The sequence below is a fragment of the Pseudomonas sp. NFACC16-2 genome, from assembly GCF_900119205.1.
GTDB lineage: Bacteria > Pseudomonadota > Gammaproteobacteria > Pseudomonadales > Pseudomonadaceae > Aquipseudomonas > Aquipseudomonas fluorescens_Q.
The window spans coordinates 275,131-295,735 of sequence record NZ_FPIX01000002.1; the positions used below are offsets into that span (position 1 = coordinate 275,131).

The following is a 20,605-nucleotide window of genomic DNA, read 5'->3' on the forward strand; positions in this document are numbered from 1 at the left end:
CATGGAACATGCACCTTGCATCAGCCAGATCGCCACGCTGCTGGCTGACCCCAAGCGCAGCGCAATGATGTGGGCCTTGATGGACGGCACGGCCCGCCAGGCCGAGGAGTTGGCATTGCTCGCCGGGTTGTCGCCGTCCTCGGCCAGCGCGCATCTGGGACGCCTGTCCGCCGGAGGCCTGTTGAAAGTCGAAGCCCGGGGCCGCAAGCGGTTTTTCCGCCTGGCAGCCCCTGAAATCGGCGCTGCCGTCGAAGCGCTGGCCAGCGCGACGCTGGTCAGTACGCCGCGCCAGATCCCGGACATCTTCAAGCGCCGGGTCATGCCGAGCAAAGCGCCGTCGGCTCCCACGTCGTTGATGCGGGCCAGACTTTGCGACGATCACCTGGGGGGCACCCTGGCGGCGGATCTGTATCAGCAACTGCTGGATGCCGGGTGGATCGAGCAGTTCGAGCAGCGGGTGATCGTCACCCACAAAGGCGCTAATCAGCTGGCCGAACGTGGCCTGTTCATCCAGGCCTTGGCCCATCGCAACGCCCGCATTGCCTGTGCCTGCCCGGACTGGAGCGAGCGTCGTCCACACCTGGGGGGCGCGCTGGGGGCGGCCCTGCTGCAGCTGTTCATGCAGTCGGGTTGGCTGAGCTTGCCCAACGATTCGCGAGCCCTGCAGGTGACGACGCTCGGCCAGCAGGAAATCCACCGGTTCGCCCGGCAGGACACGGTGGAGATGGCAATCTAGAGAACGCTTCCGATGCGTCGCTCAGGGCTGTGGGTAGGTCGTATTCAGCAATAGCCACCTGCGAGGTTCGCGCACACTCGGTCCGGGGAAATTATCGGATTGGGGAGGCAGCATGGGCACTCACGGCTACAGCGCGGCGGAACGATTGGAACGGTTACCCATCAGCGGTTACCACCGGGTCATCTTCATCATCATCGCCCTGGCGTTTTTCTTTGACTCCATGGACCTGGCGATGATGACGTTCCTGTTGGGATCGATCAAAGCCGAGTTCGGCCTGAGTACCGCCCAGGCCGGGTTGCTCGCCAGCTCCAGCTTCTTCGGCATGGTGGTGGGGGCGTCGCTGTCGGGCATGCTGGCCGATCGTTTCGGGCGCAAGCCGGTGTTCCAGTGGAGCATCGTGCTGTGGGGCATTGCCAGTTACTTGTGCTCCACGGCCCAGGACATCGAGACCTTGACGCTGTTTCGCATCCTGCTGGGTATCGGCATGGGCATGGAGTTTCCGATTGCCCAATCGATGCTTTCGGAGCTGATCCCGGCCAAGCGTCGGGGTCGCTACATCGCCTTGATGGACGGCTTCTGGCCGCTGGGTTTCGTGGCAGCGGGGGTGCTGTCGTATTTCCTGCTGCCGGTGGTCGGCTGGCGCGACATCTTCCTGGTGCTGGCGGTGCCGGCGGTGTTTGTCCTGGCGATTCGTTTCTTCATTCCCGAGTCGCCACGCTGGCTGGAGCAAGCCGGTCGGGGCGATGAAGCGGACGCGGTGCTCAAGCGAATCGAAGACAAGGTCCGGACCTCGCTGGGGCATCAGACCCTGCCGGAGCCGATCCGTTTGCCAAGGGTTGAGAGCACGCCAGGCAATTTCTTTTCCGCCCTGGCGCAGATCTGGTCGCCGCTGTATCGCCAGCGCACGATGATGATCTGGAGCGTCTGGTTCTTTGCCTTGCTCGGTTTCTACGGCCTGACGTCCTGGCTCAGCGCGTTGTTGCAGCAGTCGGGGTTCGCGGTGACCCAGTCGGTGTATTACACGGTGCTGATTTCTCTGGGCGGGATTCCCGGTTTCCTGATGGCGGCCTGGCTGGTGGAGCGCTGGGGGCGCAAACCGGTGTGCGTCATCACGCTGTTGGGCGGCGGGGTGATGGCGTTTCTGTATGGGCAGAGCGCGGTGTTTGGCGGCAACGTTGGCCTGTTGATCGGCACCGGGTTGCTGATGCAGTTTTTCCTGTTCGGCATGTGGGCGGTGCTCTACACCTACACGCCGGAGCTGTACCCCACCTCGGCCCGGGCCACAGGCTCTGGTTTTGCCTCGGCGGTCGGTCGCATCGGTTCGCTGCTCGGGCCATTGGTGACCGGGTTGGTGTTCCCCATCACCGGGCAGGGCGGCGTATTTGCCCTGGGCGCGTTGTGCTTCGCCGTGGCGGCGGGGGTGGTCTGGTTGTTCGGTATGGAAACCCGGGGCAAGACGTTGGAGGAGTTGAGCGAAGCGCCCGCTGCCGACTAAACACTAACCCCCCTTGTGGGAGCGAGCTTGCTCGCGATAGCGGTCTGGCATTCAACATTAATGTCAACTGATGCACCGCCATCGCGAGCAAGCTCGCTCCCACAATTGGATCTGTGTCCAACTGTGGATTTGCAGGCGATCAAAAAACCGGTGGGAGCGAGCTTGCTCGCGATAGCGGTCCGGCATTCAACATTAATGTCGACTGATGTACCGCCATCGCGAGCAAGCTCGCTCCTACAGGGGTGATTGTCTGGCTTAAGGTTTTACCAGCCGCGCATCCAGGCTGTTCTGGGCCAGGCGCTTGGCCTGGTCCTGGGTCATGCCCAGATGGGTATACAGCGCGTGGAAGTTCTCGGTGACGTAGCCGCCGAAGTACGCCGGGTCATCGGAGTTCACCGTCACTTTCACCCCGCGTTCGAGCATGTCGAGGATGTTGTGCTGCGACATGTCGTCGAACACGCACAGCTTGGTGTTGGACAGCGGGCACACGGTCAGCGGAATCTGCTCGTCGATGATCCGCTGCATCAGCCGCTCGTCTTCAATGGCTCGCACGCCATGGTCGATGCGCTGGATCTTCAGCAGGTCCAGGGCTTCCCAGATGTACTCGGGCGGACCTTCTTCGCCGGCATGGGCGACGGTCAGGAAGCCTTCGATGCGTGCGCGGTCGAATACGCGCTGGAACTTGCTCGGTGGATGGCCCATTTCCGAACTGTCCAGGCCCACGGCCACGAAGGCCTCGCGGAACGGCAGCGCCTGGTCGAGGGTTTTCTCGGCCTGTTCTTCGCTCAGGTGGCGCAGGAAACTCAGGATCAGGCCGCTGGTGATGCCCAGTTGCTGCTCACCGTCCTTGAGGGCGGCGGCGATGCCGTTGAGCACCACTTCGAACGCGATACCACGGTCGGTGTGGGTCTGCGGGTCGAAGAACGGTTCGGTGTGGATCACGTTCTGCGCCTTGCAACGCAACAGGTAGGCCCAGGTCAGGTCATAGAAGTCCTGGGACGTGCGCAGCACATCGGCGCCCTGGTAATACAGGTCGAGGAATTCCTGCAGGTTGTTGAAGGCATAGGCCTTGCGCAAGGTGTCGACGTCGCTCCATGGCAGGGCGATCTTGTTGCGTTCGGCCAGGGCGAACAGCAGTTCGGGCTCCAGCGAGCCTTCCAGGTGCAGGTGCAGTTCAGCCTTGGGCAGGGCGTTCAGCCAGTCGTACATGGTCTTTTCTCATCAGCGAATCGATGGCGGGCATTCTACAGGCGCTGGCCGCAATGTCGGGTAAAACCTGACCGGCTGATCCACTACACGGCGAGCGACTCACGCCGGTAAGCATAGGTGTCGGCGAAGCGCGACAGCAGGAATTCGGCGCAGGTCGTCGTTGGGTACTTTGGCGGGTGGGCGTCATCCTGGCAACCGGGCAGGCATTGAATCAGCGTGTCGGGGTGCGGCTCGGCAAAGAACGGCATCGAGTACCGGTCCACCCCCAGCGGGCTGATCACTCGATGCGGCGTCGACAGGTAACGGTCGTTGCTCCAGCGCGCCATCATGTCGCCAAGGTTGACCACGAAGGTGCCATCGATGGGTGGCGCGTCGATCCATTGGCCGTTGACGTTGCGCACTTGCAGGCCGCCGGCGGCATCCTGGTAGAGCAGGGTGATGCAACCGTAGTCGGTATGGGCGCCCGCACCTTGTTGCTCGGCGCTGCTAGCGGTCTGGCGTGGTGGGTAATGAATTAGGCGCAGCACGCTGACTGGCTCGTTGAAGCGCGTGTCGAAAAAGTCCCGCTCGATGCCAAGGGCCAGAGTCATGGCCCGCAGCAGTGTTTGGGCAAGGGCCTGCATGTCGCGGTAATGCTGCTCCATCAAGCTTTCCCAGCCGCTCAGGCTTGGGTGTCGGTTGGGGCCGCGCAGCGGTTTTTCCGCGAGGACTTCGGGATGATCGGCCGGCAGGTGCAGGCCCATGTCGAAGGTTTCCTTCAGGTCGCTGGGCTTGGTCGGGTCCAGTTGTTCGGTGGCGACGGCGCCGTAGCCACGGTGGTGGCGGGTCTGGGTGATGTCGATCTTGAGTTTTTCTTCGACGGGCAGGGCGAAGAAGCGTTGGGCACTGCCCAGCACCTCGGCGATACGCGTGGCGCTGATGGGATGCCCCTTGATGTAGAAAAAGCCCCACTGGCGGCAGGCATGGTCGATCTGCGCGGCGACGGTTTGCCAGGCGTCGGACTCATCGCCGTAGAGCGGGCTGATGTCGATGATGGGCAGGCTGTTCATGCGGCTTTCCTGGCTTGAAATAGGAGCCCCATGTGGGAGCGAGCAAGCTCGCTCCCACAATAGGTTTGGGGTTGGTTTTGGGGACTATTTGGGAATCTCGGCCTTCATGCCTTCGACGTAGTAATTCATCGACGCCAGTTCCGCGTTGGTGGCGCTCGCGCCCGCCGGGATTTTCTCGACGCCGGCCTGGTCCTTGATCGGGCCGGTGAACGGATGGAAGGCACCGCTCTCGATGTCGGCGATGATCTGCTCGGCTTCGCCCTTGACCGCTGCTGGCACCAGGTCGCTGATCGGCAGCTTTACCGTGCCTTCTTTCAGGCCGCCCCAGTAGTCTTGGGATTTCCAGTTGTGGTCGAGCACGCTTTGGGTTGCCTGGATGTAATGCGGGCCCCAGTCATTGACGATGGAGGTCAGCACCGCCTTGGGACCGAAGTGAGCCATGTCCGAAGCGTAGCCCACCGCATAGACGCCGCGTCGCTCGGCTGCCTGGATCGGTGCCGGGCTGTCGGTGTGCTGGAACACCACGTCCACGCCCTGGTCGATCAGCGCGTTGGCGGCGTCGGCTTCCTTGCCCGGGTCGAACCAGGAGTTGACCCACACCACTTTGATCTCGCTGCCGGGGTTGTACTTGTTGAGGGCCAGTTGGATGGCGTTGATGTCGCGGATGACTTCCGGGATCGGGAAGGACGCGACGTAGCCGATCTTCTTGGTCTTGGTCATCTTGGCCGCGAGAAAACCACCGACGTAGCGGCCCTCGTAGGTGCGAGCCAGGTAGGTACCCAGGTTCTTGTCCTGCTTGTAGCCGGTGGCGTGTTCGAAGATTACCTTGGGAAACTGCTTGGCGACTTTCAGTGTCGGGTTCATGTAGCCGAAGGAGGTGGTGAAGATCAGGTCGTATTTGTCCTTGGCCATGTTGCGGATCACCCGCTCGGCGTCGGCACCCTCCGGCACGTTTTCCACGTAGTTGGTGGTGATCTGTTCGCCGAATTTCGCCGCCAGCTCCTTGCGCCCTTGTTCATGCTGATAGGTCCAGCCGTGATCGCCGATCGGGCCGATGTAGACGAAGCCGACCTTCAGCGGGTCGGCGGCACTGGCATTCAGGCCGGCGCCCAGGCCGACGGCGGCGACGACGGCGCAAAGCAACTTCTTCAAGGGGCGTTTGTGCATGAACTCGAACTCCGTTTTGTTGTGAGGTTGGCTGTACGGCACCAATGCAAAATGCTGACCAACAAGACAACTAATCGACACGGTCCAACTGTGGCGAGGGCGCTTGCTCCCGCTCGGTCGCGCGGCGACCGTAAAAGCCGGGGGCCGCTACGCGTCCCAGCGGGAGCAAGCGCCCTCGCCACAATAAGATCGTCCGGGCGATAAAGGTGCGCGCCGCCTGCCAGTCGCCACCCACTGGTGCGTCACACTCGAACGAAACGTTCACCGCCTCCTACAGTCAGTAACTCATGACCCCGCCCACGGTGACAGGCCCGCGATGCTCACTTTGCTCAAGCAAGAAAAACTGCTGTTGCTGGCGCTGATCGCCGCGTTCATCGCCTACCCGCTGGAACATTGGCTATTGGGCAACGGGCAACTGGTCGCGTTGATCGGCGGCCTGGTGCTGATCGGCTTCATCGTCGCCGCCTCGATGCGCGTGGCCCATCACGCCGAACTGCTGGCGGAAAAGGTCGGTGATCCCTACGGCACGATGATCCTGACGCTGTCGGCGGTGCTGGTGGAGGTGGTGATCCTGGCGATCATGATGAGCAACGAAGCGTCATCGACACTGGTGCGGGACACGATCTATTCGGCGGTGATGCTCGACATCAATGGCATCCTCGGGCTCGCGGCGCTGATGGGCGGGATCAAGCATGGCGAGCAGGCCTACAACGACGATTCGGCGCGCACCTACAGCGTGATGATTCTCACCGCCATGGGGGTATCGATGGTGGTGCCGGAGTTCATTCCCCGCGAGAGCTGGAAAATGTATTCGGCCTTTACCATCGGCGCGATGATTGTGCTGTACACCTTGTTCCTGCGCATGCAGGTCGGGCCTCACAGTTACTTCTTCAGCTACAGCTATCCGGAAAAACGCCGCAAGAAAGAGCCGGTGGAAAACGAACCGGAACCCATCAGCCTGACGCTTTCCATCGGTGCGCTGGTGGTTGGCGTGGTGATTATCGGCGCTCTGGCCGAAGTCATGTCCAAGGCCCTCGACCTGGGGTTGGAAGGCTCGGGTGCGCCGCCGGTGGTCACGGCGATCCTGGTGGCCGCCATCTCCGCCGCACCGGAAATCCTCACCGCCCTGCGCGCGGCCCTCGCCAATCGCATGCAGTCGGTGGTGAATATCGCGCTGGGCGCGTCGCTGTCCACCGTGATCCTGACCGTGCCGATAATGGAGGCCATGGCCCTCTACACCGGCCAGCCGTTCCAGATGGCAATGACCCCAGTGCAGACGGTGATGATCTTCATCACCCTGATCGTCAGCGCCATCAACCTCAACGATGGCGAAACCAATGCCATCGAAGGCATGACCCACTTTGTGTTGTTCGCGACGTTCATCATGTTGTCGTTGCTGGGGCTTTAGGCCCTGCACAAAGCCAAACTGTGGGGGCGGGCTTGCTGTTCACTTAGGGCAATCGACAAACCCGTGGCGAGGGAGCTTGCTCCCGCTGGGCCGCGGAGCGCCCCCAAAACCTGCCAAATGCGGAGCATCGGACACACCGGTTTACGACTGCTTCGCAGCCGAGCGGGAGCAAGCTCCCTCGCCACAGGTCCATCATTTTTCTTAAATGAACCGCATTGGCTCCCACCGGGGATTTTGGCTGGATCAGGCTCCGGCGATCAGTTCCCGCGCCGCCTGGCTGTGATCGGCAATCAGACCCTTCAAGTCCAACCCTTCGACCTGCCCGTCGATCACTCGCCAGTGCCCGCCGATCATCACCCGATCCGCCCGATCCGCACCGCACAGCAGCAGGGCCGAGATCGGGTCGTGGCTGCCGGAAAAGCGCAGCTCATCAAGCTTGAACAGCGCCAGGTCGGCCTGCTTGCCCACCGCCAGTTCGCCGATATCGCCGCGCCCGAGCAGTTGTGCCGAGCCCCGGGTCGCCCAGCCCAGTACGCGTTCCGGCGTGATCGCTTGCGCGCCATAGCGCAGGCGCTGGATGTACAGCGCCTGGCGGGTTTCGAGGATCATGTTCGAAGCATCGTTGGATGCCGAACCGTCTACCCCCAGGCCCACGGGAGCGCCGACGGCGGTCAGGTCCAGGGTCGGGCAAATGCCCGAGGCCAGGCGCATGTTCGAACTTGGGCAGTGACAGATGCCGGTGCCGGCGGTGCCGAGGCGGACGATTTCATCCGGGTTGAAATGAATCCCATGGGCCAGCCAGGTGCGCGGTCCGAGCCAGCCGACGCTGTCCAGGTAATCGACGGTGCGCAGGCCGAAGCGTTGCAGGCAAAAGTCCTCTTCATCGAGGGTCTCGGCCAGGTGTGTGTGCAGGCGCACGTCGAGTTGCTCCGCCAGCTCGGCGCTGGCCTGCATGATCTCGGGGGTGACCGAAAACGGTGAGCAGGGCGCCAGGGCAATCTGGATCCGGGCGCCGTCACCGCGCTCGTGGTATTGGCTGATCAAGCGCTGGCTGTCGTCGAGAATCACCTGGCCCTGCTGCACGGTCTGCTGCGGCGGCAAGCCACCGTCGGCCTCGCCCAGGCTCATGGAACCGCGGGTCAGCATCGCGCGCATGCCCAGTTCACGAACACTCTGAACCTGCACGTCGATGGCATTTTCCAGGCCTTCGGGGAACAGGTAATGGTGGTCGGCCGCCGTGGTGCAGCCTGACAGCAGCAACTCGGCCAAGGCCACTTTGCTGGCCAGGGCAAGTTTTTCCGGGGTCAGCCGCGCCCACACCGGGTAGAGGGTCTTCAGCCAGGGAAACAACGGCTGGTTCACCACCGGCGCCCAGGCGCGGGTCAGGGTTTGGTAGAAGTGATGGTGGGTGTTGATCAACCCCGGCAGGATCACATGCTCACGTGCATCGAAGATGTCGTCACAGGGCTGGGCGGGTTGCTGGCCGGCGCTCAGCAGTTCGACGATCACACCGTCCAGCAGGACGAGGCCGCCACGGGCATCGAGGTCGTTGGCGGTAAAAATGGCGAGGGGATTTTTTAACCAGGTACGGGTCGCAGGCATGGTGGCCGGCTCCTCTGAAAGTGGGTTCAGGTTAGCCAGCTCAGTGATGCCCTGTCTGCTGATCCAGGGTCGCCCGTTGGACGGGGCGAGGTGCGGAGTTTACTCAGGTTATCGGGCGCAGATCCAGTGTCAGGTCGAGACCCCTGTGGGAGCGAGCAAGCTCGCTCCCACAAAGGAAAGGTGGGGTTACCAGGGAATCGTTTCGCCCTTGTAGTTGACGAAGTGATGCCCGCCCTGGCCGGCGAAGGCGTTGACCTGGTCAATCAACCCACGGGTACTGGTTTCGACATCGATGTCCGCCCCTTCACCGCCCATGTCGGTCTTGACCCAGCCCGGGTGTAGCGACAGCACGGTCAATGCCAGCTCGCCCAGTTGGCTGACGAAGCTGTTGGTCATGGAATTGAGCGCCGCCTTGCTGGCCTTGTACAGCGCCAGTTCCGGGGCGTCGGGCATGGTCACGCTGCCCAGCACCGAGCTCATGAACGCCAGCACGCCGCTGCCGTCGCGGATCTGGCCCACGAAGCGCTGGGCCAGGTTGATCGGCGCCACGGCGTTGGTGAAGAACAACTGGCCGACTTCGGCCAGCGTCGCGCCGCCTGGGCTCTGGTTGTCCGGACCCTTGACGCCGGCGTTGACGAACAGCAGGTCGAAGGTTTCGCCCTTGAGTTGTTGGCTCAGGGCGATGACCGCTTGCTGGTCGTCCATGTCGAGTCTTTCGATCCGCACCGGGCCCAGCGCCCTCAAAGCCTCTGCGTTCTGCGGGTTGCGCACGGTGGCGGTCACGTTCCAGCCATCGCTGAGCAGGGTCTTCACCAGACCAAGGCCCAGGCCCCGGGAGGCGCCGATGATCAATGCGTTTCTTGCCGAATTCATGAGAGGCATCCTTGAAAGAAAAAGGTCATGGATTTAATGGACAGCGTTGCCCGAGCCGTTGTTTCAGCTCGTGACGCAACGCGTCGAGTTCGGTCATACGGGTTTCGATCAGGTTCAGTTTGTCTTGCAGCAATTGCGTCACGGCGCAGTCCGGGTCGGGGGCGTTCCACAGGGCGGCGACGCTGGCGCCGATCTCGCCCAGGGTAAAGCCCAGGCGTTGGGCGGTCTTGATATAGAGCACCAGTTGGACCACGTCGGCGGGGTAGTCGCGATAGCCATTGGCACTGCGCGCGGCCGCGATCAGGCCCCGCTCCTCGTAGAAGCGCAGGGTGTCTCGACTGACGGCGCAGGCTTGGGCTAATTCACCGATACGCATGGATGACTCCGCAAGGGGCTTGACCTTGGAGCATACCCCAGGCTTTAGCCTTTTCGCTCCCCAATTATCTGGAGCAAAGTGTATGTGGAATTCGATGCAGTATCGCCAGGTGGTGCGCGGCAGCGCCTGGTACGACCTTATCGTGTCGGCCGTGCTGGCCACGCCGTGGAGCTTTGCGGCGCTGCATGGTGTGTTGATGAGCTTGGCTCAGCTATTCGACCTGCCTGGAGAACTGCCGCCGTTTGCGCCGGCGCATGTGCTGATGGTGAATCTGCTGGGCTCGATTGTCTGCGTGTGGGCGGTGCTGCGGATTCGGGATCCGCAGCCGCTGTATGGGCGTTTTGACGCGACGGGGCGGTTTCTGTTTGCCGCCTGGATGCTGTATGCGCTGCTTCATGGGGCCAGTGCGGTGTTGTGGGTGTTCCTGTTTTTGGAGGTGGTGTGGGGCGTCATGCAGGTACTGCCCATCCGTGGCGAGGGAGCTTGCTCCCGCTCGACTGCGCAGCAGTCGCCTTCCTAGGAGGGACGCTGCGCGCCCCAGCGGGAGCAAGCTCCCTCGCCACGGGTGTACCTCAGTGCCCCGACTGCCAAGGTTGCCCCAAGGACACCGGCGCATACAGTCGGGTGCGCACAGCGTCCCGGGATAACAGCACCAGCACCACAATGGTTGCGGCATACGGCAACATCGCCAGCAAGCTCGATGGAATCGCCAGCCCCAAGCCCTGGGCCACCAGGTGCAGGATGCTGGCGAGGCCGAACAGGTAGGCGCCCAGCAGCAGGCGCCACACCCGCCAACTGGCGAACACCACCAGCGCCAGGGCGATCCAGCCGCGCCCGGCGCTCATGTTCTCGGCCCACATCGGCGTGTAGGCCAGCGACAGATAGGCGCCGGCCAACCCGGCCATGGCGCCGCCGAACAGCACCGCCAGGGTCCGCACCCTTAACACCGGCAGGCCCATGGCACTGGCGGCGTCGGGGTTCTCGCCGACGGCCTGGATGATCAGCCCGGCGCGACTTTTCATGATCACCCACGCCACCAGGGCAAACAGGGCGAAGGACAGGTAAACCAGCAGATCCTGGGCAAACAGCATCCGCCCGATCAAGGGAATGTCACTCAAGTAGGGAATCGCCAGCGGCTCGAACCCCGCCAGTGGTTTGCCGACCCAGGCCGCGCCGACAAAACTCGACAGGCCCACGCCGAAAATCGTCAACGCCAGCCCGGTGGCCACCTGATTGGCGTTGAATACCAGCGCCACCAACGCGAACAACGCCGACAACAGCATGCCGGCAGCCATCGCTAGCAGCACGCCGAGCCACAGATTGCCGCTGTTGAACGCGACGATAAAACCGATCACCGCACCGAACAGCATCATGCCTTCCTGGCCCAGGTTGAGGACGCCGCTTTTCTCGCAGACCAATTCACCCAGGGCCACCAGCAGCAGGGGTGTGCCGCAGCGCACCATGGCGTAGAAAATATTACTCAACAGGTCGATATCCATCACAGCGCTCCTGCCTGTACGGCGGTGGTTCGGGTGCGCCGGGCCCAGCGCAGGTTCAGGCGTGGCCGGTACAGGATCAGCACGTCGCAGGCCAACAGGAAAAACAGCATCATTCCCTGGAACAGTTGGGTGATTGCCTGGGGAAGGTTCAGCGACATCTGCGCGCTCTCGCCGCCGATATACAGCAACGCCATCAACAGGCTGGAAAACAGAATGCCGATGGGATTGAGCCGTCCCAGGAACGCCACGGTAATCGCCGCATAGCCATAGCCCGGCGACACCTGCGGCACCAGCTGGCCGATCGGCCCGGTCACTTCGCAGACACCGGCCAACCCGGCCAGCGCCCCGCTGATCAACAGCGCCAGCCACACCAGCGGCTTCTGGCGAAAACCGGCGAAACCGGCGGCGCGAGCATCGAGGCCCAGCACCTTGATTTGAAAGCCGACGAAGCTTTTCTGCAGCAACACCCACACCGCCACCAGCGCCAGCAGGGCGAAATATAGCCCGGCATGGACCCGACCATCTTCCAGCAGCAACGGCAGGCGACTGGCCTCGCCGAACATCGCCGACTCCGGGAAATTGAAACCCGCTGGGTCTTTCAACGGTCCGTGAACGCAAAACAGCAGCAGGTTCAGGGCGATGTAATTGAGCATGATGCTGGTGAGGATTTCATTGGCATTGAAGCGCGTGCGCAGCCACGCCGTGAGCCCGGCCCAGGCGGCACCGGCCAGGGTGCCGGTCAGCAGGATCAGCACCAGTGCCCAGCGGCTTTGCATGTCGATGATGTTCACCGCCAAGGCACTGCCGGCCAAGGCGCCCAGCAACAGCTGGCCTTCAGCGCCGATGTTCCAGATTCGCGCCTGATAGGCCACGGCCAGGCCGAGGGCGCAGAGCAGGATCGGCAAGGTCTTGACCAGCCATTCGGACACGCCGTACAGATCGCTGATCGGGGCGATCAACAGGGTGTACAGCGTTTGCAGCGGGTCGTGCCCCAGGGCGATAAACAGTAGCGAGCCACAGGCCAGGGTCAACACGGCGGCCAGTAGCGGCGAGCACCAGAGCATCAGGCGCGATTGTTGGCCGCGTGGTTCGAGAGAAAGCAGCATGTAGAACTCCGTTTAAACCGGTGCGGGAGCAGGGGATCGAGGGGCGTCGAACTGGCCGGCCATCCAGCCGCCGACGTCACTGAGACGGGTCTCGACGGTGGGGCTCAAGGCCGACAGACGCCCGCCGCACAAGGCGCCGAGGCGATCGCTGATCTGGAACAGTTCGTCGAGGTCTTCGGAGATCACCAGAATCGCCGCGCCCGCATCGCGCAGGGCGATCAGGGCGCGATGGATGGTCGCCGCCGCGCCGACGTCCACGCCCCAGGTCGGGTGAGCGGCCACCAGCAGCTTTGGCTGTTGCAGGATTTCCCGACCGAGAATGAATTTCTGCAGGTTGCCCCCCGAAAGGCTGCGCGCCGGGGTTTTGGTGTCGCGTGTCTTCACGCCAAAGCGACGGATGATCTCCTCGGCCAGGTGTTCGACCTTGCTGCGGCGAATCAGTCCGTGGCTGACCAGGCCCTGTTGGAAAGCGCTGAGCAAGGCGTTATCCGCCAGGCTCAATTGCGGCACGGCGCCATGGCCCAGGCGCTCGGCGGGGACAAATGCCAGCCCGAGCCGACGACGGGCGTCGGGGCGTAGATGAGCCACGGGTTGCCCGTCGAATCGGATCGTTTCGCCTTGCGGGCGGGCAAGCGGAGTCTCTCCGCTGAGCAACGCCAGCCATTCGTCCTGACCATTGCCCGCCACCCCGGCGATGCCGACGATTTCGCCGCTGCGCACCTCCAGGTCGATCTCCCGCAACGAGCAGCCGAACGGGTCTGGGTTGTGCCACGACAGCTTGTTGATCTGCAGGAAGGCTTTGTCGGCGCTGACCTTGGGATAATCCGTGATCAGCCCGGCCGCTTCGCCGACCATCAGTTGCGCCAACTCCCGGTCCGAGCAATGCGCCGGGGTGCAATGCCCCGACACCCGTCCTGCGCGCAGCACCGTGGCGCTGTGGCACAACGCTCGCACTTCCCCAAGCTTGTGGCTGATAAACAAGATGCTGCAGCCCTCGCTCGCCAGCCGGCGCAGGGTCACGAACAGTTCTTCGGCTTCAACGGGCGTGAGCACCGAAGTCGGTTCGTCGAGAATCAACAGGCGAATGTCCTGCATCAGGCAGCGAATGATTTCCACCCGTTGCCGCTCGCCAATCGACAGGCTGTGGACCAGCCGCTGCGGCTCCAGCGCCATGCCGTAGCGCCGGGAAACCTCGCGGATCCGGGGTTCCAGCTGCGCCGGCGTACCGGCTGCCGCGCCCATTGCCAGGGCAATGTTTTGCGCAACGGTGAGCGTTTCGAACAGCGAGAAATGCTGGAACACCATGCCGATTCCCAGGCTGCGGGCCTGGGCCGGGTTGCGCAGGTTGACGCGCTGGCCTTGCCAGATCACCTCGCCCGAATCGGCAGGGGTGACGCCGTAGATAATCTTCATCAGGGTGCTTTTACCCGCACCGTTTTCCCCGAGCAGGGCGTGGATCTCGCCGGGTTGGATGCTCAGGTCGATGGCGTCGTTGGCCAGGCAACCGGGGTAGCGTTTGCTGATGTTGCGCAATTGCAGGCGCGCGATGGAATCGGGGTTGGACATGACAGGCTCGGGCCGATGGACAGGAATGCCTGTGGATAAAGCAATTTCCTGGCCATCAGGTCAGGAAATGGCCTCGGCCCGCGCCGCCAAGGCTCTTTGCAGGTAGCCTGGGCATCTGCCATAGGAAAATTCTGCACCGGCTTGGAGCGCGCAAGTTTTGCGCAGGCATCGGTTTGCCCTGAAATGGGTGGTTAAAAATTGAGCAAGCGGCTGCGAGCCATGCCCTTCTTGGGGTAGCAGGAGCCATGAACGGGTTATCCACAGGTTGCTCCACAGTTATTGTGTGCAAGCCGGAAACTCAGGCATAAGCACTGCGGGGCTTTCTTCTAAAGGTGATAAACCGCCGCAAGCGTTTGTTTTGTGGATGGATTTGTCGGTTAGACGGGACTTTGGCTGAAAAATGAGCAACTCTCTGAAACCCGCATGACAGAAGGGTTACAGAGGGATTTGCTCAGGTTATCCACAGTCGGGCCCACAGTGGATGTGGGCAAGTTGAACGATTGCGGGCGCCCTGAAAGGTCGCAGATTTGATCTCAACGTGCCAGCAGAATCCGGCCACGGCTCAGGTCGGCCAGGTGCGTTTGCAATGTTTCGATCTGCGCTTCACCCACGGCCAGTTGAAGGTCCACGCCATTGGCCGTAAAGCGTTCTTCATTGACCAACCCGCCGCATTCGGCAACGCGCAGTTTCACCAGGGCCAGTTCGGCGAATCCGCAGGAACAGCGCAACGCCACGCGACTGATCAATTCGATTTTCTCGGCGTTTTGCAGGCATTTGTTCGCGCCGCCGCCATAAGCCCGGGCCAGCCCGCCTGTGCCCAGTTGAATCCCGCCGTACCAGCGGATCACCAGCACCGCGACCTGATCGCAGGCTTGTGCTTCGATCGCGGCCAGGATCGGCCGCCCGGCGGTGCCTCCCGGCTCGCCATCGTCGTTGCTGCGGTATTGGTCGCCGAGTTTCCAGGCCCAGCAATTGTGCGAGGCATTCAGGTCGCTGTGCTGGTCGATAAAGGCCTGGGCGTCGGCGGGGCTGCTGATGGGCGCGGCGAACGTGATGAAGCGGCTTTTGCGAATTTCTTCGCGGTATTCGCAAAAGCCGGCAAGGGTAAAGGCCATGGCGATCTTAGAGGGCAGGTGTCAGGCCGCAGCCCTTGAGAATGATGCGGATCAGGTTATCGCCAGCCTCGACCATGTCCTGCTTGGTCAACTTGCTGCGACCGGTCACGCGACAGATCTGGGTGGCGAAGTCGGCGTAATGCTGGGTACTGCCCCACAACAGGAAAATGAGGTGAACCGGGTCGATCGGGTCCATCTTGCCGGCATCGATCCAGGCTTGGAATACGGCCGCCCGACCATTGAACCAGGCGCGATAATCCTGGTTGAAATACTCGCTCAGGCATTCGCCACCGCTGATCACTTCCATGGCAAACAACCGCGACGCCTGGGGTTGGCGACGAGAGAACTCCATCTTGGCGCGGATATAGCGGGTCAAGGCTTCGGCCGGATCATCCTCGGCGGTGAGGGTGTTGAAGGTGCTGTCCCACAATTCGATGATGTTGCTCAGCACCGCCACGTACAACCCGAGTTTATTGGTGAAGTAATAATGTAGGTTCGCCTTGGGCAGCCCGGCCTTCAGGGCGATGGCATTCATGCTGGTGCCTTTGAACCCGTGACGGGCGAATTCATCTTCGGCAGCCTTGAGGATCGTCTCTTCGTTCTTTTGACGAATGCGACTGGTGGGCTTGCCACCGTGGGCAGGGACTTCAAAGGTCATGAGCGTTTCCGAGCTGGGTCTGTGGGCAAGCAAATGCGTTGATAGCGCACCGGCATCAATCCGACAAGTGCCATCACACTAAAAGCCCGACTAAACACCTGTGGGAGCGAGCTTGCTCGCGATAGCAGAGGATCCGTCACATCTTTATTGACTGAATCACCGCTATCGCGAGCAAGCTCGCTCCCACAAAGAGCAAAAGGGTTAACGGGTGGCTGCGAGGCTTTCGAGAAAACTCTCCAGCACCAGATGAGGCCGACGCCCCTTGCGGGTGACCGACGCCAGGCTCAGGTCATAGAAACGTGCCGAGGGCTTCAAGGCCCGCAGCCGACCTTGCTGGACCCAGAGGCTGGCGTAGTGATCGGGCAAGTAACCGATGTAGCGTCCGGTGAGGATCAGGAACGCCATGCCTTCGCGGTCCGATGCGCTCGCGGTGCAATTGAGCGCCTGGTAATGGGCCTGTATGTCGGCTGGCAGGCGGAAGGTCGGCGCGATGGCGTCCTGGCTGTTGAGGCGAGCGTCCTCAAGTTGCAGGTCATCGACATAAAACAGCGGATGCCCGACCGCGCAATACAGCAGCGATCGTTCACTGTACAGCGGTTGATATTCCAGCCCGGACAGGGCACTGGCCTGGGGAACTACGCCGACATGCAAACGCCCGTCGAGCACGCCTTGCTCGACTTCGTTGGGGGCGATCATGCGAATCTGGATCTGCACGTCGGGCCCGCGTTCCTTCAATTGCGCCAAAGCGTGGGTGATGCGCATGTGGGGCAGGGTGACCAGGTTGTCGGTCAGGCCGATGGTCAGTTCACCGCGCAGATGCTGGTGCAAGCCGTTAACCTCGGTGCGAAAGCTTTCCAGTGCGCTCAATAGCTGCAACGCCGATTGATACACCTCACGACCTTCCTCGGTCAGGGAAAAGCCCGCGCGCCCGCGTTGGCACAGGCGCAGGCCGAGACGTTGTTCGAGGTCGCTCATCTGCTGGCTGATGGCCGACCGGCCGATGCCAAGCACGGTTTCCGCCGCGGAGAAACCACCACATTCCACCACGCTGCGGAAAATGCGCAGCAGGCGAATATCAAAGTCGCTGACCTGGGCCAGTGGATCGGGACGACGAGCGCTCATAGTTTAGTGATCCGCCGACTGAAGGTTACAAAAGTTGGATTTCACCGACTTTATCGTCGTGGCAACTTAGCTGCAAGAACGCTTTCGATCCCCTGTCGCTTATGACCTGCGAGGTTTTGTCGATGAACATGCCCGAACACGCTGCCGGTTCCCTGGCCAGCCAGCTCAAGCTGGATGCCCACTGGATGCCTTACACCGCCAACCGCAATTTCCAGCGCGATCCACGCCTGATCGTCGCTGCCGAAGGCAGTTGGCTAGTGGATGACAAGGGGCGCAAGGTGTACGACTCGTTGTCGGGCCTGTGGACATGCGGCGCCGGACATACCCGCAAGGAAATCCAGGAAGCGGTCGCCAAGCAGCTGGGCACCCTCGATTACTCGCCGGGGTTCCAGTACGGCCATCCGCTGTCGTTCCAACTGGCGGAAAAAATCACCAGCCTGACCCCGGGCAATCTCAATCATGTGTTCTTTACCGACTCCGGCTCCGAGTGCGCCGATACCGCGGTGAAGATGGTCCGCGCCTACTGGCGTCTCAAGGGGCAGGCGACCAAGACCAAGATGATTGGTCGTGCTCGTGGCTATCACGGCGTGAACATCGCGGGCACCAGCCTCGGCGGTGTCAGCGGCAACCGCAAACTGTTCGGCCAGGCCATGATGGACGTCGACCACTTGCCGCACACCTTGCTGGCCAGCAATGCCTATTCCCGTGGCATGCCAAAAGAGGGTGGCATCACCTTGGCCGATGAGCTGTTGAAGCTGATCGAGCTGCACGATGCTTCCAACATCGCTGCGGTGTTTGTCGAACCGATGGCCGGGTCGGCCGGCGTGCTGGTTCCGCCAGAGGGTTATCTCAAGCGTCTGCGGGAAATCTGCGACCAGCACAACATCCTGCTGGTGTTCGACGAAGTGATCACCGGTTTTGGCCGCACCGGTTCGATGTTCGGTGCCGACAGCTTTGGTGTGACCCCGGACCTGATGTGCATCGCCAAGCAAGTCACCAATGGCGCGATCCCCATGGGGGCGGTGATTGCCAGCTCCGAGATCTACCAGACGTTCATGAACCAGCCGACGCCTGAGTACGCGGTGGAGTTTCCCCACGGCTACACCTACTCGGCGCACCCAGTGGCCTGCGCGGCGGGCCTGGCGGCGCTGGACCTGCTGCAGAAGGAAAACCTGGTACAGAGCGTGGCCGAAATTGCCCCGCATTTCGAGAATGCGTTGCACGGCTTGAAGGGCGCGAAGAACGTCATTGATATTCGCAACTATGGCCTGGCCGGCGCGATCCAGATTGCCGGGCGCGACGGCGATGCCATCGTGCGTCCATTCGAGGCCGGCATGGCGTTGTGGAAAGCCGGGTTCTATGTGCGGTTCGGCGGCGACACCCTGCAGTTCGGGCCGACGTTCAACAGCAAGCCGCAGGACCTGGATCGCCTGTTCGACGCTGTCGGTGAAGTGCTGAACAAGCTCGACTGATGCGTCCTTCTCTATAGCTTTCGATAACGGGCGTCCGGTCATGGGCGCCTGTGAATAATTCCGGAGTCCCCCATGAGCCTCATCCCGCATTTGATCAATGGCGAACTGCTGAGCGACAGCGCTCGCACCGCCGATGTGTTCAACCCTTCCACTGGCCAGGCCATCCATAAAGTACCGTTGGCTGATCGCGCGACCATCCAGCAGGCCATCGACGCTGCGAAGGCGGCTTTCCCGGCCTGGCGCAATACACCTGCGGCCAAGCGTGCGCAGGTGATGTTTCGTTTCAAGCAATTGCTGGAGCAAAACGAGTCGCGTATCGCCCAGTTGATCAGTGAAGAACACGGCAAGACACTGGAAGACGCGGCCGGTGAGCTCAAGCGTGGCATCGAGAACGTCGAATTCGCCTGCGCAGCGCCGGAGATCCTGAAGGGCGAATACAGCCGTAACGTAGGACCGAACATCGACGCCTGGTCAGACTTTCAGCCTCTGGGCGTGGTGGCGGGCATCACGCCGTTCAACTTTCCGGCGATGGTGCCGCTGTGGATGTATCCGCTGGCGATCGTTTGCGGTAACTGCTTCATCCTCAAACCATCCGAGCGCGACCCAAGTTCGACATTGCTGATCGCCCAGTTGCTGTTGGAAGCCGGTTTGCCCAAAGGTGTGTTGAGCGTTGTGCATGGCGACAAGGCCGCCGTGGATGCACTGATCGAAGCGCCGGAAGTGAAGGCATTGAGTTTTGTCGGTTCGACACCGATTGCCGAATACATCTATGCCGAGGGCACGCGGCGTGGCAAACGCGTCCAGGCACTGGGCGGGGCGAAGAACCATGCGGTGCTGATGCCGGATGCCGACCTGGACAATGCCGTCAGCGCACTGATGGGCGCGGCGTACGGTTCGTGCGGTGAACGCTGCATGGCGATTTCGGTGGCGGTGTGTGTCGGCGACCAGGTGGCGGATGCGCTGGTGTCCAAGCTGGTGCCGCAGATCAAGGCGCTGAAAATCGGCGCTGGCACGTCTTGCGGGCTGGACATGGGGCCGTTGGTGACCGGTCAGCACCGGGACAAGGTCAGTGGCTATATAGAAGAGGGTGTGGCGGCGGGTGCCTCGCTGATTGTCGATGGTCGCGGCTTGAGTGTGACGGGTCATGAGGAGGGCTTCTTCCTCGGTGGCTGCCTGTTCGATCGTGTGACCCCCGAGATGCGCATCTATAAGGAAGAGATCTTTGGGCCGGTGCTGTGCATCGTCCGGGTCAACAGCCTGGAAGAGGCGATGCAGTTGATCAACGATCATGAGTATGGCAACGGCACCTGCATCTTTACGCGCGATGGCGAGGCGGCGCGGTTGTTCTGCGATGAGATCGAAGTCGGCATGGTGGGCGTCAACGTTCCATTACCGGTGCCGGTTGCCTATCACAGCTTTGGCGGCTGGAAGCGCTCACTGTTCGGCGACCTGCACGCCTACGGCCCGGACGGCGTGCGTTTCTATACCCGTCGCAAAGCGATTACCCAGCGTTGGCCGCAGCGTGCCAGCCATGAGGCTTCGCAGTTTGCGTTCCCCAGCTTGTAACCGGTAAGTGAAGAGGCCGGCGCCCTAGGGCGCCGGCCTCTGTGTTTGCGGGGCTTTTTGACTGATGTGACAGAATTGTGAAAATAGGTGTTGACGGCAGATTCTGGAAGTCTATAATTCGCCCCACTTCCGGCGCAGTCGAAACGTAAAACTCCTTGAGATTCAATGAGTTAAGCAGGTTTCGAAGGTGCAGGGCTTCAGTTCATCGAAGTCCGGAGGGAGCAGGTAGAGCGGTGTTGTTTGGCTCTATCGGCGGTTCGATCTTCTCGGTCGAAAGCGGTGAAAAAGAGGTGTTGACAGCAGCGAGTAACGCTGTAGAATTCGCCTCCCGCTAACGAGAGATCGGAAGCGCAAGTGGTTGAAGTTGTTGAGGTTTCCGAAGCGAAACTTTGAAAATTTCTGAAAATAACCGCTTGACAGATACACGGGGCGCTGTAGAATGCGCGCCTCGGTTGAGACGAAAGACTCAGCCAACCGCTCTTTAACAACTGAATCAAGCAATTCGTGTGGGTGCTTGTGGAGTCAGACTGCTAGTCAACAGATTATCAGCATCACAAGTTACTCCGCGAGAAATCAAAGATGTAAC

At 61.7% G+C, this 20,605-nt stretch carries 18 protein-coding genes; 6 read left to right on the forward strand and 12 right to left on the reverse strand.

Annotation, left to right across the window (positions count from 1 at the left end; translation table 11 throughout):
* The first annotated feature begins 1 nt into the window (after position 1).
* Together BT116_RS04310 and BT116_RS04315 are read left to right on the forward strand one after the other, a co-directional pair.
* A complete protein-coding gene (locus BT116_RS04310; RefSeq protein WP_072340334.1) occupies positions 2-736 on the forward strand; it encodes an ArsR/SmtB family transcription factor in 735 nt (244 codons plus the stop codon).
* Between the two features lie 112 nt (positions 737-848).
* A complete protein-coding gene (locus BT116_RS04315) occupies positions 849-2,231 on the forward strand; it encodes an MFS transporter (protein WP_072340337.1) in 1,383 nt (460 codons plus the stop codon).
* A gap of 255 nt (positions 2,232-2,486) precedes the next feature.
* Here the strand turns inward: BT116_RS04315 and BT116_RS04320 are convergent, their stop codons facing one another.
* The 3 genes from BT116_RS04320 to BT116_RS04330 form a co-directional block, all read right to left on the reverse strand.
* Entirely contained in the window at positions 2,487-3,440 is a 954-nt protein-coding gene (locus BT116_RS04320; protein WP_072340340.1) for an adenosine deaminase, read from the reverse strand.
* A gap of 83 nt (positions 3,441-3,523) precedes the next feature.
* Positions 3,524-4,489: a 2-oxoglutarate and iron-dependent oxygenase domain-containing protein gene (locus BT116_RS04325; protein ID WP_072340343.1), complete on the reverse strand. Its 966-nt coding sequence runs from the start codon at positions 4,487-4,489 to the stop codon at positions 3,524-3,526.
* A gap of 84 nt (positions 4,490-4,573) precedes the next feature.
* Complete coding sequence (locus BT116_RS04330) at positions 4,574-5,656, reverse strand: BMP family ABC transporter substrate-binding protein (protein ID WP_072340346.1); 1,083 nt, start codon at positions 5,654-5,656, stop codon at positions 4,574-4,576.
* Between the two features lie 316 nt (positions 5,657-5,972).
* On the opposite strand from BT116_RS04330, the gene BT116_RS04335 reads away from it, so the two are divergent.
* Positions 5,973-7,064, forward strand: coding sequence for a calcium:cation antiporter (locus tag BT116_RS04335; RefSeq protein ID WP_072340348.1), 1,092 nt, complete (start codon positions 5,973-5,975; stop codon positions 7,062-7,064).
* Between the two features lie 243 nt (positions 7,065-7,307).
* On the opposite strand, the gene BT116_RS04340 is transcribed toward BT116_RS04335, so the two are convergent.
* The 3 genes from BT116_RS04340 to BT116_RS04350 form a co-directional block, all read right to left on the reverse strand.
* A complete protein-coding gene (locus BT116_RS04340; RefSeq protein ID WP_072340351.1) occupies positions 7,308-8,666 on the reverse strand; it encodes an 8-oxoguanine deaminase in 1,359 nt (452 codons plus the stop codon).
* 186 nt (positions 8,667-8,852) lie between these two features.
* Complete coding sequence (locus tag BT116_RS04345) at positions 8,853-9,539, reverse strand: SDR family oxidoreductase (RefSeq protein ID WP_072340354.1); 687 nt, start codon at positions 9,537-9,539, stop codon at positions 8,853-8,855.
* Positions 9,540-9,564: 25 nt separating this feature from the next.
* Positions 9,565-9,915 carry a MerR family transcriptional regulator gene (locus BT116_RS04350; RefSeq protein WP_072340357.1) on the reverse strand — a complete coding sequence of 117 codons (351 nt, stop codon included), beginning with the start codon at positions 9,913-9,915 and terminating at the stop codon, positions 9,565-9,567.
* 82 nt (positions 9,916-9,997) lie between these two features.
* On the opposite strand from BT116_RS04350, the gene BT116_RS04355 reads away from it, so the two are divergent.
* The gene (locus BT116_RS04355) at positions 9,998-10,435 is read left to right on the forward strand and encodes a hypothetical protein (protein ID WP_072340371.1); all 438 of its coding nucleotides are present in this window, start codon (positions 9,998-10,000) and stop codon (positions 10,433-10,435) included.
* Between the two features lie 52 nt (positions 10,436-10,487).
* On the opposite strand, the gene BT116_RS04360 is transcribed toward BT116_RS04355, so the two are convergent.
* The 6 genes from BT116_RS04360 to BT116_RS04385 all read right to left on the reverse strand — a co-directional run bounded on the left by BT116_RS04360 (position 10,488) and on the right by BT116_RS04385 (position 16,981).
* Complete coding sequence (locus BT116_RS04360) at positions 10,488-11,414, reverse strand: ABC transporter permease (RefSeq protein WP_072340374.1); 927 nt, start codon at positions 11,412-11,414, stop codon at positions 10,488-10,490.
* The gene (locus BT116_RS04365; RefSeq protein ID WP_003197504.1) at positions 11,414-12,520 is read right to left on the reverse strand and encodes an ABC transporter permease; all 1,107 of its coding nucleotides are present in this window, start codon (positions 12,518-12,520) and stop codon (positions 11,414-11,416) included. Before BT116_RS04365 ends, BT116_RS04360 begins: the two co-directional genes overlap by 1 nt.
* 12 nt (positions 12,521-12,532) lie before the next feature.
* Positions 12,533-14,086: an ABC transporter ATP-binding protein gene (locus tag BT116_RS04370; protein ID WP_072340377.1), complete on the reverse strand. Its 1,554-nt coding sequence runs from the start codon at positions 14,084-14,086 to the stop codon at positions 12,533-12,535.
* 533 nt (positions 14,087-14,619) lie between these two features.
* Positions 14,620-15,201: an IMPACT family protein gene (locus BT116_RS04375; RefSeq protein WP_072340380.1), complete on the reverse strand. Its 582-nt coding sequence runs from the start codon at positions 15,199-15,201 to the stop codon at positions 14,620-14,622.
* Between the two features lie 7 nt (positions 15,202-15,208).
* A complete protein-coding gene (locus tag BT116_RS04380; RefSeq protein WP_018605108.1) occupies positions 15,209-15,859 on the reverse strand; it encodes a TetR/AcrR family transcriptional regulator in 651 nt (216 codons plus the stop codon).
* Positions 15,860-16,060: 201 nt separating this feature from the next.
* Complete coding sequence (locus BT116_RS04385; RefSeq protein WP_072340383.1) at positions 16,061-16,981, reverse strand: LysR family transcriptional regulator; 921 nt, start codon at positions 16,979-16,981, stop codon at positions 16,061-16,063.
* A gap of 122 nt (positions 16,982-17,103) precedes the next feature.
* On the opposite strand from BT116_RS04385, the gene BT116_RS04390 reads away from it, so the two are divergent.
* Positions 17,104-18,453, forward strand: a complete 1,350-nt coding sequence (locus tag BT116_RS04390; RefSeq protein ID WP_072340403.1) for an omega-aminotransferase AptA — start codon at positions 17,104-17,106, stop codon at positions 18,451-18,453.
* Positions 18,454-18,525: 72 nt separating this feature from the next.
* Complete coding sequence (locus BT116_RS04395) at positions 18,526-20,019, forward strand: CoA-acylating methylmalonate-semialdehyde dehydrogenase (protein WP_063323076.1); 1,494 nt, start codon at positions 18,526-18,528, stop codon at positions 20,017-20,019.
* The last annotated feature ends 586 nt before the right edge of the window (positions 20,020-20,605 follow it).